The organism is Microcoleus sp. B3-A4 (assembly GCF_036705385.1).
GTDB lineage: Bacteria > Cyanobacteriota > Cyanobacteriia > Cyanobacteriales > Microcoleaceae > Microcoleus.
The window spans coordinates 1-12970 of sequence record NZ_JAUBUI010000074.1 but is presented as its reverse complement, the minus strand read 5'-3'; the positions used below and the strand labels follow the sequence as shown (position 1 = coordinate 12970).

Sequence of the window (12970 nt, the reverse complement as noted above, 5' to 3'; positions counted from 1 at the left end):
CCTTCGCGGACTCAAAAATAAAGGGGGTAAAAAGCCCGGATTTGATATCATATCCAGTTCGATTTTTCAGTATTTTTTCCCTAAATGCTGCATAAAAAAGCGCCTGGATACAGTGGGCGCTAAAAGCAGTTGATATTTCTACTAAAAATTGTTAACACTCAAATATCAAGGATGAAAGATGAATTATTAAAATTTATCCTTGCTCCTAAATTTTGAGATTAAGCTCCTCTGTTAAGAGCAGCTTCAATCTGCTGAAATTCTGACTCAAGACGCTTTTTCAATTTCTCAGGAACGGGACGGTTTGGATAGGAACTGTAATGTCCTGCCAAAGAGTTTAATGCCGTCCGCATTGTCGTGAAAGAGGCCAGCTTGGTAAGAGCGGGATCGCGGCGGTATTCAGCAAAAAAATCGTTTATACTTGTGCGAGCCTTGGCTTGAGCGGCTGCTTTTTCCGGCGTGCCCTCTGGCAAAGTGAGCGCTGTTCTCAAGCTGTTCACTAATGCTAATGTGTCTTGACCATAATCTCCACTCAGAGTGGCCGGAACATTGGTACAGCCCGCTATGCCGATGACAACAACTAATACCAAGGCTAACAGACGCGAAATGTAATGCTTCATAAGGTTTAGAAAAATGGAAGCGAAAGCGGCAATCAAAATTAACCTTTATCCTATCTCAAATTGAGCTAATAATGCCAATTTTTCAACTTTTTTTCAGCTTTACCATGAAACATAAAATTTGTCAATCCAAAATCTAAAATTTAAAATCTAAAATCGATTGATTTGTCCAGCAACGACGGAGAGAATTTGGGTTTGTCGTAGCCACTGAGCATCAAAAGCGCCTAGGTGAGTTGTAGTAATCAGAGTTTGAAATCGTTCTTGAATTGTTTCTAAAAGTTGATTTTGGCGGCTCAGATCGAGTTCTGCAAGTACGTCGTCGAGCAACAGTAAAGGCGCTTCGCCGACGACTTCTTCAATAAGCTGCAGTTCGGCTAATTTTAATGCTAATACCAGAGTTCGCTGCTGACCTTGGGATGCGTATTGACGAGCTGGGGTATTGTTAATGGTAAATGTAATGTCGTCGCGGTGGGGGCCGACTAAAGTGGTTCCTTGAAACTGTTCTGCGATCGCCCTTTTTTGAATTTTCTCTAAAAATGCTTGTCGCACTCCTTCAAGATTATCTTTAGCGATTAATTCCGCGCCTACTTCAATATTAGCATCGTATTTCACATCTAAAACTTCTGCTGAACCGCTAATTGAACGGTGCCAATTTCGAGCTAAAGGCATCAAACGCTCCAAAATTCGATCGCGCCTGCGGATGACGCGAGCACCCGCTGTCGCCAACTGGGCGTCCCACAAAGCTAATTCTGAACTGGGAATGGGGGATTGGGCATTGGGGATTGGGGATTGGGGATTGGGCATTGGGAATTCTGCGATATTTTGGTCTTCGGGAGTTTCAGATCCGATAAATCGCATTTTGTCAAAACCTTCGGAAAATTCCGCTTTCCTGATTTCTTTAGAACGTTTCAACAGAGCGTTTCTCTGGCGCAAAATTTGGTTGTACTGCTGCAAAATGTGAGCGTAAATCGGTTCTAACTGGATGACTAGGCGATCGATCCAATTGCGCCTTCCTTCGGGCCCGCCGCGCACTAAGTCCAAATCCAAACAAGAAAACTGCACTACATTTAAGACGCTCAAAAAGTCTAAATGGCGACGCAGCGGTTCACCGTTGATCTTCAGTGTTCGACGCGCCCCAGAGCGAAGAGTTAAAGCTAAGTCGATCGCTCCGGTTTGACGTTCGAGTGTAGCATCAATTTGCCCGATCGGCTTTGAGTCCAGTATTAAATCGCGATCGCGCCCTACCCGGTGGCTTTTTAAGGTAGAAAGCAACTCTACCGCTTCTAACAAGTTAGATTTTCCTTGCGCGTTATTTCCTACTAAAATTGTTTTGGGAGCGTCAAACGCTACCTTTTGATCGAAATAGTTCCGAAACTGCCGTAGGTGCAGCGTTTTCAAATACATGATATTAGTAATTGGTAATTGGTAATACAGCCATCGTAGGGTGCACGACCGGGCGCACCTTACCCGTTGGCAATTGCGAGCCTTTTTTGCGATTGCGATTTTCGCCCATCGTTGCCCTCGCAATGACATTATAACGAAGTAATAAATGTTTTATTGTGACACAATTTCTTTAGTCTTCATAGCAAGCAGCGACAACTTTCGCTGGAGGCCAGGGGTTTTCCACCCTGGCGAATGTTGAGAATAGTGCTAATGCGATCGCTCTAGTTAATAAGGAAAAATCAACCAGTATGCGTTAGCCATTATTAACACTATTTTCGAGATTTGTAAAAGCGCACAAACAGTTTTTCCATTTCAATCCAGACAAACATCAGGGCGCTGAAACCGAAGCAAACCATCAATTCAAACGCCGTTAAATAATGAGTGCCGAAAAATGCTCTCAGTGGCGGAACATAAATCAGCATCAATTGCAGAATAGTAGTCACAATTACAGCCCCCCACACAAAAACATTAGTGAAGGGATTTAACTCGATAGTTAGCTGAGTGTTAGACCGAATTGCGATCGCGTGACCCATTTGTGCCAAACAAAGAGTTGTAAACACCATTGTTTTCCAAGCCTCGGGATCTCCGACATGGTTGGGGTTGGTGGTATATCCGTAAGCCCAGGACATCATCGCGATCGTCAAAATTGCAAAAATAATCCCGATCCGAATCATGTAAGAACCCAAACCCCGCGCAAAAATACTTTCTCGCGGACTGAAAGGAGGCCTTTTCATCACGTTCGGTTCCCCCGGTTCCACGGCCAAGGCCAAAGCGGGAACGCCGTCTGTTACTAAGTTCATCCACAAAATTTGGAGCGGCGTCAGCGGCACTCCTCCCAAACCCATTAAAGGTGCGGCCGCAATTGTCAAAACTTCCCCGATGTTGCTACCCAAAATGTATTTAATAAAGCGGCGAATATTGCTATAAACCACTCGCCCTTCTTCAGCGGCGGCGACAATAGTTGCGAAGTTGTCGTCGAGGAGCACCATATCGCTAGCTTCTTTGCTGACATCGGTGCCGGTAATCCCCATAGCGATGCCGATATCGGCTTGTTTCAAGGCTGGGGCGTCGTTAACTCCGTCGCCGGTCATCGCGACAAATTTGCCCCAACTTTGCAAAGCTTGGACAATCCGCAATTTGTGTTCTGGAGAAACGCGGGCGTAAACGCTAACCTGTTCGACTTGCTGTTTGAGTTCTTCTTGGCTGAGCTTTTCTAATTCTTGACCGGTGAGAACTCGATCGCCCTCTGTTGCAATACCTAAATCATAGGCGATGGCTTTTGCTGTCAACTGGTGGTCTCCTGTAATCATCACCACCCGAATGCCAGCATTGCGGCACTTCACCACTGCTTCCCGCACTTCCGGGCGCGGGGCGTCCAGCATACTGACGAGTCCCAGCCAAATCATGTCTTGTTCGCTGGTTTCCTCAGAACCTTCGGGCGGCAGGTTTTCCCAGAGTTTGTACGCAAACCCCAAGACTCGCAAACCGCCGCTTGCCATGTTGTTGTTTTCGACGAGGATGCGATCGCGCATTTCCTGGGTTAAAGGTTGTACTCGATCGCCGACTATAATGCCTTTGCAGCGTTCCAAAGTCAACTCTGGAGAGCCTTTGGTCAGCATCAAATAATTCGGCTGCTGTCCTTGTGCTGCGGGAAATCCCGAATTTCCAGATCGGCCCGGCACTTCGCAAATTACGCTCATCCGCTTGCGTTCCGAAGAAAAAGGAAATTCCGCCGTCCGTGGCAGCAATTGAGACTGTTTTTCCTTATAAATGCCTGCTTTTGCCGCTACACACAGCAGAGCTCCTTCTGTGGGGTCGCCTAAAATCTGCCATTCTTGCTTTTCTTGTTGCAATACTGCGTCGTTGCAAACTGCACAGGCAATTAATAAAGATTCGAGTTCTGGATATTCCTCTAAATTATTAATTTTGGCCGATGTCAGGCGATCGGTAAAATCTCCGATCGGGGCATAGCCGTCGCCTGCCACGGCGACTGTGCAGTCGCCCGTAGAGACTAGCTGAACTACCATTTTATTTTGAGTCAGAGTACCTGTTTTGTCAGAACAAATGGTTGTTACCGAGCCCAAAGTTTCTACCGCAGGCAGTTTGCGAATCAGGGCGTTTCGCTTCACCATCCGCCTAGTTCCGAGTGCCAGAGTAACTGTGACGACTGCTGCGAGCCCTTCGGGAACCACAGCCACAGCCATGCTCAGAGAAACTTCTAACAACTCTTCAAACCTGCTGGTATCGAACCCGATGCTGCCGTTTTGGAAGGTAATCATGCCGCCGATGACGACAATTGCGACTAAGGCTAGGGCACCGGAGACTAGAACATTTCCCAACTGGCTCATCCGCTGTTGCAGGGGAGTCGGTTCGTTTTCTACTGACTGAAGCATGGCGGCAATTTTGCCCAGTTCAGTTTGCATTCCGGTGTTGGTGACGATCGCCTTTGCTCGTCCCTGAACAACTTCTGTGCCCTGAAAAATCAGGTTGAGTCGATCGCCCAAGGAAGAATCTTCTGGAAGTTCTAGATCGGCTTGCTTGGTTACTGCTAAAGCTTCTCCTGTCAAAGCAGATTCTCTGACTTGGAGATTTGATGTTTCGATCAAGCGTGCGTCTGCTGCTATTTTTACCCCAGCCTCCAACAGCATCACGTCTCCAGGTACGAGTTCCTTGGCTGCTATTTCCGAAGTTTTGCCGTCCCGCACGACTCTGACTAGGGGGGAAGCGAGGTTTTTGAGTGCTGCGAGGGCTTTTTCAGCACTTTGCTCTTGGAAATAGCCGAGAATGCCGTTGAGTATGACGATCGCAAAAATGGCGATCGCATCTTTGGGAAAAGTATTCGACCGAATGTCCAAAAAAGCCGAAATCACGGCCACACCCATCAGCATCAACAACATGATGTTGGTGAACTGATCGACAAAAATCGACCACGGACTGCGGCCTCCTGTTTCTTCTAGTTCGTTGGGGCCGTATTGCTGCAAGCGTTCTGACACCTGTTTGCTGCTCAAGCCAGCGTCTTTGTTGCTGCTGAGCTGCTGGAGAGTTTTGTCAATTGCTACGGTGTGCCAAGAAGAGGGAGAATTTGAAGACATAAATTACGATCGAGCATGGGGCATAAAGGTGGTTGCGGCCGGACAGCTACAGCCGATCCATCTGGCTGATTACAGTGAGAGAGTTTTAAGTTTTGAGTTCTGAATAAAAAACTGTTTAACTTGCGACTCGTTTTGGGCGGTTCGATGCCGGGGAAGCAAAAAGCTTTTAACTTCAATGCGTCTGGCGGCTCGATCGCGCCGTTTGTAGACCTACCGCTGAGAGCACTTATCCACCTTACTACTAAAAATTAGCAATTATTTCGGCTATTACACAGAAAAGAAGCTGAAAGCAAAAGTGACTTTAGTGCTCTGATGCAAGCGTGCGCGGCAGGTTAAAACCTACCTTAAAAAAAACGTCATAAAACGCTAGTATCCGAACTCATCTATTCTCGTTGTCAAAGGAAAAATGGCGCTGGGGTAACAAATCTCGATCGCCTATGTTGGTTTTCTCACCCTCCACAATGCTCAGCTTGCCACACGCTTGCGTGGGACTAGCCTGTGGGAAGCAGAACATAGATACAGATATATAGATGAAGAAAGTTTTTTTGCAACCGCTGCTGGACAAACAGTAGCTTGGTCTGGGGTCAAGTCCAATGACTCCCCAGACCAAGCATCCCCGCGTTATGAAAGACCGGGCTCGGTCTTTCAACTTCCAACGGCTGAGTTTTGTCACTAAATGCTGATATTTCCGGCAAAAGCTGAGGCTGTGGCGAGCGGGTTCACAATCTTTTGGATTTTGCCCACACCCAATTCTGCAGACATCCTGACATTGGGCAGAATTTTTGCTTTTTTCCCTATTCCCCCAGCCTTCTTTTACCAAAAGTTTAATTTACTTAACACTTCTTAACAATTTCGGTTTTCCAGAGAAAGCCAACAAAGGCGATCGGCCCACGGGACGGTTCCGGGCAGTTGTACCGCCACAGCAGGGCGATAGAAGCAAACTCTTCGTTTAAGGGTACCCTCGCGCATCTATCCTCGGGAGTAGATTTGCCCGCACTTGCACCCCAAATATTTACCTTCTTAGAGAGATAAGTTTCTGTAATAATTTGTAATAAACAAACGCAGGCGAGCATTGTATAAAGATTATCAGAGGGTTGAAACGACAGGCCAAAGTTAACAAAAACCCTGATTGACAAGGTTTGTCGCATCTCATAAAAGGTGTAAAATTTTCTAAGGTTTCTTAAACCTCCGTTGCAATGTAACAATAGTGCAGGTAGCGGAAAGGGAGAGATCGATGGGACCAGCAGATTAGCTGGCATCAAATTTCAACCCTTGCAGGCACTCGTAGCCTGAACAAATTTAACTTAACGGTTTTATACCGCAACCAAACTCAATTAACTCAAATAGGAGAGTTCTTTCATGTTTGACGCATTTACAAAAGTGGTTTCCCAATCTGACGCTCGGGGCGAATTTCTAGCTCAGGGTCAACTAGATGCTCTCAGCAGCATGGTTTCCGACGCCAACAAGCGGATTGACGCAGTAAACCGCATCACCGGCAACGCATCCAGCATCGTAGCCAATGCAGCTCGCACCCTGTTCGCCGAACAGCCTCAACTGATCGCTCCTGGTGGCAATGCTTACACCAACCGCCGCATGGCAGCTTGCTTGCGCGATATGGAAATCATCTTGCGCTACGTCACCTATGCAACATTTGCAGGCGACGCCAGCGTTTTGGACGACCGCTGCTTGAACGGTCTGCGTGAAACATACCAAGCTCTGGGAGTTCCCGGTGGCTCAGTTGCAGCCGGCGTGCAAAAAATGAAAGAAGCAGCAATCGCGATCGCTAACGACCCCAACGGCGTTACCCGTGGTGATTGCAGCTCGCTGATGTCTGAAATCGGCAGCTACTTCGACCGCGCAGCCAGTGCAGTCGGCTAAAAATAGCCAAGCGAACCTTTCTTGTAAAGAAGCGAGCATCGCATTTTTGCAAACAATCATTTTTGTACAAAAACAACACAACATTAGGGAGAAACCAGAACAATGAAAACCCCTTTGACTGAAGCAGTAACCGCAGCCGATTCTCAAGGCCGTTTCCTGAGCAGCACAGAACTCCAAGTCGCCTTCGGCCGTTTCCGCCAAGCAGCAGCAGGTTTGGAAGCAGCAAAAGCTTTGACCGCCAACTCTCAGCGCTTGATCGACGGTGCAGCTCAAGCTGTGTACAACAAATTCCCGTACACCCAACAAATGCAAGGCCCGAACTACGCTTCTACCCCAACAGGTAAAGCGAAGTGCTCTCGCGACATCGGCTACTACCTGCGGATGGTAACCTACTGCTTAGTTGCAGGCGGCACCGGTCCGATGGACGAGTACCTGATTGCAGGTGTTGACGAAATCAACCGGACATTTGAATTGTCTCCTAGCTGGTACGTTGAAGCTCTCAAGTACATCAAAGGCAACCACGGTCTGAGTGGCGACGCTGCAACTGAAGCGAATTCCTACATCGACTACGCAATCAACGCTCTAAGCTAGATTTGCGTGATGCCCGGAATTGTAAGCTGCTGTTAGCTTAAGTGTTAGCGGTTGTTTAGAATTCCGGGCATCTGCGATCCAAGCCTAGTTTTGCAAATACTTTTTTAAGCAGTTTTCAATTTTTAAAGCAAAAAAGGAAGAAGCGAAGATGGCGGGATTAGGTGCAGCAGAACGGTTGGGAATAAAAGCATTTGAAGAAGCGGGACGAGTAGAACTTCGCCCCCACTGGACGCAAGACGATGCGAAAGCAGTAATTCGCGCGGCTTACAGCCAAGTTTTCGGCAACGAGTATTTAATGTCGAGCGAACGACTTACCAGTGCTGAATCTCTGCTGCTGCAAGGGCAGATTTCAGTGAAAGATTTTGTGCGGTCAATTGCACATTCCGAAACATATCGGAAAAAGTTTTTTTATCCGAACTCGCAAACGCGGTTAATTGAGCTTAATTACAAGCATTTGTTGGGCCGCGCTCCTTACGACGAGTCGGAAATTGCTTTCCACGTTGATTTGTACAATGCAGAAGGCTACGAAGCTGAAATCAATTCTTACATTGACTCGGTTGAGTATGAAGAAAATTTTGGCGACAGTATAGTGCCTTACTATCGCGGTTTCGCGACCCAAAGAGGTCAAAAAACCGTCGGTTTTAACCGGATGTTTCAACTGTACCGGGGTTTTGCTTCTAGCGATCGCTCGCAAAACCAAACCCAAGCCCGCCTGACTTGGGAAGTAGCGAGAAATATGGCTTCGCCGATATACACGGCCTCCACCGGAAAAGCCCTTGGCGGCACCTCCGGCGGTTCTCGCGGCCAACTCTACCGAGTCACCGCAATGCAAGGTTCGGCTAAGTTTTCCCCTCAAGTGCGCCGGACTACTACGGAATATCTCGTGCCTTACGAGCAACTTTCGAGTCGCTTGCAGCAAATCAACAAATGTGGCGGCAAAGTGGTAAGTATTACCACAGCTTAAAGTTTGTGTATGGACGTTTTTTTGAAACGTCTTTAGCAAATTAGGACTAAGGCTAAAAAATTCTTCAATTTTATGTGGATATGTAAGGTGTGCAGTGTACACCCTACTTTGAGGCATATTATCCTTAGTCCTAAAAATTTCAAGTGCAACCAAGCATTAAACTTTTGTCATTAATAATTTAGGAGAAAATCTGGTGGCGATTACAACAGCAGCGTCCAGACTAGGAACATCCGCATTAAGCGATGCGCCGAAGGTAGAACTGCGCCCAAACTACACCAAAGACGACGTTGAAACTGTGATTCGTGCGGTTTACCGTCAGGTGCTGGGCAACGACTATTTAATGAAATCCGAGCGACTTACAAGTTCCGAGTCTTTGCTGCGGGACGGCAGTTTGACGGTACGAGAATTTGTACGCGCTGTAGCTAAGTCAGAACTGTACAAAACCAAGTTTTTCTACAACAGCTTCCAAACTCGGACGATCGAACTAAACTACAAACACTTGCTCGGTCGCGCTCCCTACGACGAATCTGAAGTAGTTGAGCACTTAGATTTGTACCAAACACAAGGCTACGACGCTGATATTGATTCTTACATCGATTCAGTAGAGTATCAAGAAAACTTTGGCGAAAGTATCGTGCCTTACTACCGCGGCTTTAACACCCAGCGCGGTCAAAAAACCGTCGGTTTTACCCGGATGTTCCGCCTGTATCGCGGCTATGCAAACAGCGATACATCTCAACTAGAAGGCAATAACTCTCGCTTAGCTGTCGAACTCGGCACTAACACCGCTACGCCTGTAGTCGGTCCCTCCGGCGGTAACGAAGGTTGGGCATATCGGCCTTCTGCCAGAAACGTAACTCCCAGCAGCACTTTCGGCGGCGCGGCAGCTTACGGCAAAGAAGGGCGACTGTTGCGCGTGGAAGTTTCGGGCATTCGCACGGGCGGCTATCCCAGCGTGCGCCGCAGCAGCAAGGCTTTCATCGTACCTGTTGAGGATTTGTCCTCGCAAATTCAGAAATTTCAACGCCTGGGCGGAAAAATCGCCAGCATTACTCCAATTTAGTCAGTTGGAAGTTGGCAGTTGGCAGTTGGCAGTTAGTAGCTTTTAGTCAACAGTCAACAGTCAACAGTCAACAGTCAACAATCAACAGTCAGAATTACCAATTACCAAGAAGCTTATGTTGGGTCAAATTGTAGCTGGAAAAAGTGGCAGTACAGCTTCGGCTGGTCGCTGCTTTCGGTATGAAGTTGTCGGCTTGCGCCAAAGCGATGAAACAAATAATGTGGATTATTCGATTCGATCGAGCGCGAGTACATTTATCACCGTGCCTTACAATCGGATGAATCAAGAAATGCAGCGGATTACTCGCATGGGCGGGAAAATTGTCAGCATTCATCCTTTAAACACGGGTGCAGAATCATCCCATGAGTCATCCCATGAATCCTCGGGTGAGCACCAATAGTTTGGTTCAGGGGCGATGAAAATCGCTCCTACACAAACTAAAAGGGGCGATGAAAATCGCTCCTACACAAACTTTCGTCCACTCCAAGACGACTAAGAGTTAATGCAACCCGCGCAGGCGGGTTTTGTCTGTTTAGTAGGGATTTTAATAGCCGAGTTTGCCTAACCCTTGCTTTGCAGGTTTTGTCTGGGTAGCAGCGATTTCAAGAGCCGAATAACTAACAACTAATAACTAATAACTAATGACTATGAATTACTACGAATCCGACTCACCGCCGGCGGGTGTAGCTGAGGGCGAGTCTTTAACTGTTGAACAGGCGATCGCAAATTTGCACTCCCAAGATTACAGTCTCCGGTATTATGCTGCTTGGTGGGTGGGCAGATTTCGAGTCAAGGAACCTGCAGCTATTGCAGCTTTAATTGCTGCATTGGAAGAAGAGTCAGAACAAACAAAAATCGGCGACTATTCCTTATTGCGAAATGCGGCGCGGGCTCTGGGTAAATTGGGCGACAAACAAGCCTTACCGGCCCTGATTCGCTGTTTGGAATGCGCCGATTATTACGTGCGGGAAGCGGCGGCTCAAGCTCTAGAAATGCTGGGCGAGATCGATTCTATTGGGCCGCTAATGAAGCTATTGGATGGGGGCGTAGCTGTGGCTGTGCGAGTGCCAGGAAAGTCGCACCTCGTGCAACCTTACGACTCGGTAATTGAAGCTTTGGGAACGCTGAAAGCCAGAGAAGCAATACCCCTAATTTCACCTTTTTTGGAACATTCTGTGGAGCGGGTGCAGTACGCTGCGGCGCGGGCGATGTATCAGTTAACTGGAGAGCGGGTTTACGGAGACCGGTTGGTAAGTGCTTTGAATGGGGATAATTTGCAGTTGAGACGATCGGCTTTGATGGACTTGGGGGCGATCGGCTATTTGCCGGGAGCGCAAGCTATTTCTGAAACTTTAGCAGAAAATAGCCTGAAATTGATTGCGCTCAAAGGAGTTTTGGAGCATCACCTCAATCAACAAGAATCTCTATCTTTGTCAGATGAAGCTATCCAAGTTATGAACTTAATGGATAGTTTACTTTAAAAAATTAGTTCACAAGTAAAATAGGATTGCTGTAGAGATTCTCAATTGTCCTCAATATATTGTGTCCTCAATATATTGAGGACACAGCAGTGCTGTTTCCCTACCGCATATCTGTATTTTAGGCAGGACACAGCAGTGCTGTTTCCCTACCTATTTTGATGAGAATGTTGGTGGGTGAGGTGGCAAAAAGTTCGATCGCGCGATCAACCCAACCTACAATTACAATAGTCACGGTCAACCTTACAAATAAATGGCATTAGAACTAATTCAGGCTGTCGAACAAGCAGATTCTTCCGAAGGCTTGTTAAACGCAGTCAAAGCACTGGCGGCGACTCCCTCAAAACAAGCAATTCCTACCTTAATTACAGTGCTCGGTTACAACAACCCAGGCGCCGCTGTTGCCGCCGTTGATGGGCTAATTCAGCTCGGAGAAGCTGCGGTGCTGCCACTTCTAGAACAGCTTGACGGCTACAATTACGGGGCGAGAGCTTGGGCTGTTCGGGCTTTGGCAGGAATTGGCGACCCCAGGGGTTTGGAGATTTTGCTCGATGCAGCGGCGAATGACTTTGCTTTGAGCGTGCGGCGGGCGGCGGTTAGGGGTTTGGGGACGATTTGCTGGGAATTGATGCCGGCAGAACAAATTGCAGATGCTCAACTTCGCGCCGTGAAAACGCTACTGCAAGCGTCCCGAGATCCAGAATGGGTGGTTCGCTACGCAGCAGCGGGGGGTTTGCAAGCTTTGGCGGGTGCTGCGACTGTTAAACCGGATTGGTTAGCGGAAGTTTCGGCCAGACTTGAGGAAATCACCCAAAGCGATGAAACTACTTCAGTTAGGGCTCGGGCTTTGCTTGCTAAGAAAATATTGTCACTTGGCTAGGGTTTGGGCGATCATCTCTTCCAAGTCCCCTTGAGTGAGAGTGGTTAATATAAAGACTTCTTGTACGGTTTTGCCCTGTCTGGCGATGATTTTAAATCCCCCGCGGATGGGTACTGACACTCTTAATGTCATGCGGGGGATGTGTCCTTTAACTTTGTTGATGACGCCCGGAGTGACAGTTTGAATTCCCATTTTTAGGGTGAGGCGCTCTAAAATTGGTATCAAACCGGGAAGGTGGGTAGAGTGATTCCAAACTAGGCGGCCTTTGGGTTGTGCGTTCATAAATATTTAACCAAATTCAACATACCCAGTCTAAGCCACCCCTGGCTGGAACCAATTTGAAATTCCCTCCACTTACGTCTCCATAACGTTACTGTGCGTGTCATTGCCAGCAAACCGAGGCAATCTCAAACCGAGATTTTTGATTGCTGACGCGCAACCTAAGATTTGATGGTGCAGAATTGTCCTGTACTTTTTGATGTTGTGGGTTGCTAACTGTCGGTTTTTCTAGTTGAGTGGCGATCGCCGCGAGCATTTCTGCGAGGCTGCAAGGTTTCTTGAGATAGCCGTCTGCTTTGAGTTCCAGGGCTTTTTCCATTTCGGAGGCTGTCATAAAAATAAACGGAATGCTGGCGGTTGCAGGCTGCGATCGCACGGCTGCGAATACTTCAAAACCGTCGAGTTCCGGCATCATGACATCCGACAAAATTAAATCGGGAATTTGGGCAGCTAACTGGATACCAACTTTTCCATTTTCGGCACCGACAGCTTCAAAACCGCGCGATTGCAGAAGTTCTAATACCGTTTCTCGGATTAAGTGATCGTCTTCAATTACTAATATTTTTTTCATTGGTTTGAGGTGGCGCTTTACGTTGTTTGTATGGTTCTGTTAAGCTGTCAAACATCTAAACTGCATTAACTAAGTTACCTTTATTTTTTATTTTTCTGTTCCATTTAATAATTAGTT

General features: G+C 47.3%; 14 protein-coding genes. 8 read left to right on the top strand and 6 right to left on the bottom strand.

Annotated features, from left to right (window positions below):
- Positions 1-218: 218 nt before the first annotated feature.
- The 3 genes from psb27 to QUB33_RS22905 form a co-directional block, all read right to left on the bottom strand.
- Complete coding sequence (gene psb27, locus QUB33_RS22915) at positions 219-617, bottom strand: photosystem II protein Psb27 (protein WP_190659832.1); 399 nt, start codon at positions 615-617, stop codon at positions 219-221.
- 147 nt (positions 618-764) lie between these two features.
- Positions 765-2018, bottom strand: coding sequence for a DNA replication/repair protein RecF (locus tag QUB33_RS22910; protein WP_333354717.1), 1254 nt, complete (start codon positions 2016-2018; stop codon positions 765-767).
- A gap of 308 nt (positions 2019-2326) precedes the next feature.
- On the bottom strand, positions 2327-5149 hold the full coding sequence (locus tag QUB33_RS22905; protein ID WP_333354714.1) for a cation-transporting P-type ATPase: 2823 nt from the start codon (positions 5147-5149) through the stop codon (positions 2327-2329).
- 120 nt (positions 5150-5269) lie between these two features.
- On the opposite strand from QUB33_RS22905, the gene QUB33_RS22900 reads away from it, so the two are divergent.
- The gene (locus tag QUB33_RS22900) at positions 5270-5401 is read left to right on the top strand and encodes a hypothetical protein (protein WP_333354711.1); all 132 of its coding nucleotides are present in this window, start codon (positions 5270-5272) and stop codon (positions 5399-5401) included.
- A gap of 581 nt (positions 5402-5982) precedes the next feature.
- Here the strand turns inward: QUB33_RS22900 and QUB33_RS22895 are convergent.
- Positions 5983-6222 carry a hypothetical protein gene (locus QUB33_RS22895; RefSeq protein WP_333354708.1) on the bottom strand — a complete coding sequence of 80 codons (240 nt, stop codon included), beginning with the start codon at positions 6220-6222 and terminating at the stop codon, positions 5983-5985.
- Between the two features lie 286 nt (positions 6223-6508).
- On the opposite strand from QUB33_RS22895, the gene QUB33_RS22890 reads away from it, so the two are divergent.
- From QUB33_RS22890 to QUB33_RS22860, 7 genes are all read left to right on the top strand, one after another.
- A complete protein-coding gene (locus tag QUB33_RS22890) occupies positions 6509-7027 on the top strand; it encodes a phycocyanin subunit beta (RefSeq protein ID WP_332948147.1) in 519 nt (172 codons plus the stop codon).
- A gap of 102 nt (positions 7028-7129) precedes the next feature.
- Positions 7130-7618, top strand: a complete 489-nt coding sequence (gene cpcA, locus QUB33_RS22885) for a phycocyanin subunit alpha (protein WP_006631256.1) — start codon at positions 7130-7132, stop codon at positions 7616-7618.
- Between the two features lie 148 nt (positions 7619-7766).
- Positions 7767-8582 carry a phycobilisome linker polypeptide gene (locus QUB33_RS22880; protein ID WP_333354705.1) on the top strand — a complete coding sequence of 272 codons (816 nt, stop codon included), beginning with the start codon at positions 7767-7769 and terminating at the stop codon, positions 8580-8582.
- A 193-nt stretch (positions 8583-8775) separates the two neighbouring features.
- Positions 8776-9645, top strand: a complete 870-nt coding sequence (locus QUB33_RS22875) for a phycobilisome linker polypeptide (RefSeq protein WP_333354702.1) — start codon at positions 8776-8778, stop codon at positions 9643-9645.
- 115 nt (positions 9646-9760) lie between these two features.
- Positions 9761-10045 carry a phycobilisome linker polypeptide gene (locus tag QUB33_RS22870; protein WP_333354699.1) on the top strand — a complete coding sequence of 95 codons (285 nt, stop codon included), beginning with the start codon at positions 9761-9763 and terminating at the stop codon, positions 10043-10045.
- Between the two features lie 241 nt (positions 10046-10286).
- On the top strand, positions 10287-11126 hold the full coding sequence (locus QUB33_RS22865) for a HEAT repeat domain-containing protein (protein WP_333354696.1): 840 nt from the start codon (positions 10287-10289) through the stop codon (positions 11124-11126).
- 250 nt (positions 11127-11376) lie between these two features.
- A complete protein-coding gene (locus QUB33_RS22860) occupies positions 11377-12003 on the top strand; it encodes a HEAT repeat domain-containing protein (protein WP_333354693.1) in 627 nt (208 codons plus the stop codon).
- Here QUB33_RS22860 and QUB33_RS22855 read toward each other — a convergent pair.
- Both QUB33_RS22855 and QUB33_RS22850 read right to left on the bottom strand, forming a co-directional pair.
- Positions 11992-12285: a DUF2103 domain-containing protein gene (locus QUB33_RS22855; protein ID WP_333354690.1), complete on the bottom strand. Its 294-nt coding sequence runs from the start codon at positions 12283-12285 to the stop codon at positions 11992-11994. The two genes, QUB33_RS22860 and QUB33_RS22855, sit on opposite strands and share 12 nt — an antisense overlap.
- Before the next feature lie 100 nt (positions 12286-12385).
- Complete coding sequence (locus QUB33_RS22850) at positions 12386-12853, bottom strand: response regulator transcription factor (protein WP_333354687.1); 468 nt, start codon at positions 12851-12853, stop codon at positions 12386-12388.
- Between the last annotated feature and the right edge of the window lie 117 nt (positions 12854-12970).

Excerpts from the sequence above, each read along its gene's own strand:
- psb27 (WP_190659832.1), bottom strand. The coding sequence starts at position 617 with ATGAAGCATTACATTTCGCGTCTGTTAGCCTTGGTATTAGTTGTTGTC.
- QUB33_RS22910 (WP_333354717.1), bottom strand. The coding sequence starts at position 2,018 with ATGTATTTGAAAACGCTGCACCTACGGCAGTTTCGGAACTATTTCGAT.
- QUB33_RS22905 (WP_333354714.1), bottom strand. The coding sequence starts at position 5,149 with ATGTCTTCAAATTCTCCCTCTTCTTGGCACACCGTAGCAATTGACAAA.
- QUB33_RS22895 (WP_333354708.1), bottom strand. The coding sequence starts at position 6,222 with ATGCTCGCCTGCGTTTGTTTATTACAAATTATTACAGAAACTTATCTC.
- QUB33_RS22890 (WP_332948147.1), top strand. The coding sequence starts at position 6,509 with ATGTTTGACGCATTTACAAAAGTGGTTTCCCAATCTGACGCTCGGGGC.
- cpcA (WP_006631256.1), top strand. The coding sequence starts at position 7,130 with ATGAAAACCCCTTTGACTGAAGCAGTAACCGCAGCCGATTCTCAAGGC.
- QUB33_RS22880 (WP_333354705.1), top strand. The coding sequence starts at position 7,767 with ATGGCGGGATTAGGTGCAGCAGAACGGTTGGGAATAAAAGCATTTGAA.
- QUB33_RS22870 (WP_333354699.1), top strand. The coding sequence starts at position 9,761 with ATGTTGGGTCAAATTGTAGCTGGAAAAAGTGGCAGTACAGCTTCGGCT.
- QUB33_RS22865 (WP_333354696.1), top strand. The coding sequence starts at position 10,287 with ATGACTATGAATTACTACGAATCCGACTCACCGCCGGCGGGTGTAGCT.
- QUB33_RS22860 (WP_333354693.1), top strand. The coding sequence starts at position 11,377 with ATGGCATTAGAACTAATTCAGGCTGTCGAACAAGCAGATTCTTCCGAA.
- QUB33_RS22855 (WP_333354690.1), bottom strand. The coding sequence starts at position 12,285 with ATGAACGCACAACCCAAAGGCCGCCTAGTTTGGAATCACTCTACCCAC.
- QUB33_RS22850 (WP_333354687.1), bottom strand. The coding sequence starts at position 12,853 with ATGAAAAAAATATTAGTAATTGAAGACGATCACTTAATCCGAGAAACG.